This window comes from Pseudosporangium ferrugineum (assembly GCF_003002065.1).
In the GTDB taxonomy this organism is placed as follows: domain Bacteria; phylum Actinomycetota; class Actinomycetes; order Mycobacteriales; family Micromonosporaceae; genus Actinoplanes; species Actinoplanes ferrugineus_A.
On sequence record NZ_PVZG01000074.1, the window covers coordinates 1 to 2,206 of the forward strand.

4 protein-coding genes are annotated in these 2,206 nt (G+C 67.5%); 1 reads left to right on the top strand and 3 read right to left on the bottom strand.

Annotated features, from left to right (window positions below; all coding sequences use genetic code 11):
- Together CLV70_RS38740 and CLV70_RS38745 are read right to left on the bottom strand one after the other, a co-directional pair.
- The coding region (locus tag CLV70_RS38740; RefSeq protein WP_146164366.1) for an IS3 family transposase at positions 1 to 486 on the bottom strand (486 nt) is incomplete at its 3' end.
- Complete coding sequence (locus CLV70_RS38745; RefSeq protein ID WP_158277950.1) at positions 483 to 800, bottom strand: transposase; 318 nt, start codon at positions 798 to 800, stop codon at positions 483 to 485. The genes CLV70_RS38740 and CLV70_RS38745, both read right to left, overlap by 4 nt.
- 552 nt (positions 801 to 1,352) lie before the next feature.
- Between CLV70_RS38745 and CLV70_RS38755 the strand changes: the two genes are divergently transcribed.
- Positions 1,353 to 1,736, top strand: a complete 384-nt coding sequence (locus CLV70_RS38755; protein ID WP_106131587.1) for a VOC family protein — start codon at positions 1,353 to 1,355, stop codon at positions 1,734 to 1,736.
- A gap of 272 nt (positions 1,737 to 2,008) precedes the next feature.
- Here CLV70_RS38755 and CLV70_RS38760 read toward each other — a convergent pair.
- Positions 2,009 to 2,206: sigma-70 family RNA polymerase sigma factor (locus CLV70_RS38760; protein WP_146164367.1), on the bottom strand; the 198-nt coding region annotated here is incomplete at its 5' end.

Sequence of the window (2,206 nt, forward strand, 5' to 3'; positions counted from 1 at the left end):
GATCATGCGGGAGTACACGTCGAGGACGAACGCGGCGTACACCCAGCCGATACTGGTGCGCACATACGTCAGGTCCGCGACCCACAGCTGGTTCGGGGCCGTCGCGGTGAAGTCACGTTTGACCAGGTCACGAGGCCGGTCAGTCTCCGCGGCCGGGCGGGTCGTGCGCGGTGACTTGTCGCGTAGCAGCCCGCGCAGCCCGGCCTCGCGCATCAGCCGTTCGACGGTGCACCGGGCCACCCGCACCTCACGTCGCTGCAGCTCGTGCCAGATCTTGCGGGCACCGTAGACGCCGTAGTTCTCCGCGTGGATCTGCTTGATCAGCCCGGTCAGTTGCTCGTCACGGCGTGATCGGGCGCTGGCGGGGCGGGTCTTGGCGGCGTAGTAGGTCGACGGTGCGATCTGTGCCGGCGTATCTTCAAGAGCCTGCAGGACCGGCTGGACACCGTATTCGGCCTGGTGGGAGTCGACGAAGTCGACCTTCATCGCGACGGACGGTCCAGCTCCGCCGCGAAGAAACTCGCCGCGGACTTCAAAATCTGGTTCGCCCGGCGCAGCTCACGATTCTCCCGTTCCAGCGCGGCGATACGTTCGGCGTCGCTGCTGGTCGTGCCCGGCCGTACGCCGGCGTCGGTCTCGGCCTTCTTCACCCACGTGCGCAACGCCTCCGGATGAACCCCGAGCGACCCGGCGATCCGCTGGATCGCCCCGGCCGCGGACGCCGGGTCCCGGCGGGCCTCGACCGCCAACCGGGTCGCACGCTCACGCAGATCATCGTTGTACTTCTTCGGTGCAGGCATCGCCGGTGTTCCTCCAGGTTTCGATGTCTCCATTCAACCCGGGGCGCAACACAGGTCCTGCTGAACCAAGTGATTGGCCAGGGCATCCGCGTACGAGGTGTTGTATCGGAACTCCGCGTAGTCCTGGAGGGTCCAGCGTTCGCCCTTGCTCTTGTCCGGAACGCTGCGGCCGTCCTTCGTCCGGCCGCTGTAATGCTTGCGCTTAGAGTTGGCCTTCGTCGACGTCTTGCCGGTCTTGCGGCCCCAATTCACGTTGTCGGTAGTGCCACAACCACCCGGGCAACCCGTTTTCGGGTCGTATCCGTAGCAGTCGAACTCACGGCAGTCCGACGGGATCAGAGGGCGGTTTGTGAACTTTCCGTAGTTTGTTATCGAAGTAGTCGGCCGAGGCGTAACCGCACGATCCGAGAATCGTGACCGAGGGGGCCCGGGTGTTCAGGAACCGCCTTGCCGGAGACAACGAGGTCGTTCCACATGGTGAGGTGCTTGTCGGCGAGGATTGCCCGGGCACGGTCCTGCTCCCCCCGCCGCACCCCCGGGTACCGTGCCACCATGGCCACACGATGGACCCTGGGATGCGACGCCGCGGACCCGCACCGGCTCGCGGCCTTCTGGGCAGAAGCCCTCGGCTACGAGCCGGAGCCCGGCTACGACGACCCGGACGGCGCCTCGATCATCGACCCGCATGGCAGCGGCCCGGCGATTGCCTTCCTCCGCGTGCCGGAACCCAAGACGGCCAAGAACAGAATGCACATCGACGTCCGCACCTCGACCGGCCCGCCCACCGACCCCGCCGACCGCGAGAACCGCATCCGCGCCAAGGCCGCCGCCCTGTCAGCCGCCGGCGCGACCATCGTCCGCGAACAGACCTACGACGGCCACTTCGGCCACATCGTCATGCACGACCCCGAAGGCAACGAATTCTGCGTCGCCTGACGGCCGCGGCAGGTCCGGGTCGCCGGCAGGATTCATCACCGGTGACAATCTCTGCTCCGAGACCGCCGGCGCAGCACGGATCACGAGGCGAGCGGGAACCCGGCGCGGGTGCTCGTACCCGTGATCTTGAGGTCCAGCTCGCCCTCCAAGACGCCAGCTGGACGGCGCAGCATCGAGCCATGCCTGCGCGGCCCACGGTCGGGCGTCAGGAGCCGGTGATCGGGTCAGGGCATCGCCCACCGGGAGCGGGACGGCGGCCCGGAGGGGCGGTCTCAGAGGCCTGCGGCGAGTTGGGTGCGCAGCTTGGTCAGGGCCTTGGTGAGTAGGCGGCTGACGTGCATCTGGGAGATGCCGACCTGGTCGGCGATCTGGGATTGGGTGAGGTTGCCGTAGAAGCGCAGGGTGAGGATTTTCTGTTCGCGTTCGTCGAGGGTGGCGAGGGCGGGGCCGAGGGCGACGCGGGTTTCGGC

What these genes read in the sequence shown, in the direction of transcription:
- CLV70_RS38755 (WP_106131587.1), top strand. Translation starts at nt 1,353, where the DNA reads ATGGCCACACGATGGACCCTGGGATGCGACGCCGCGGACCCGCACCGG.
- CLV70_RS38745 (WP_158277950.1), bottom strand. Translation starts at nt 800, where the DNA reads ATGCCTGCACCGAAGAAGTACAACGATGATCTGCGTGAGCGTGCGACC.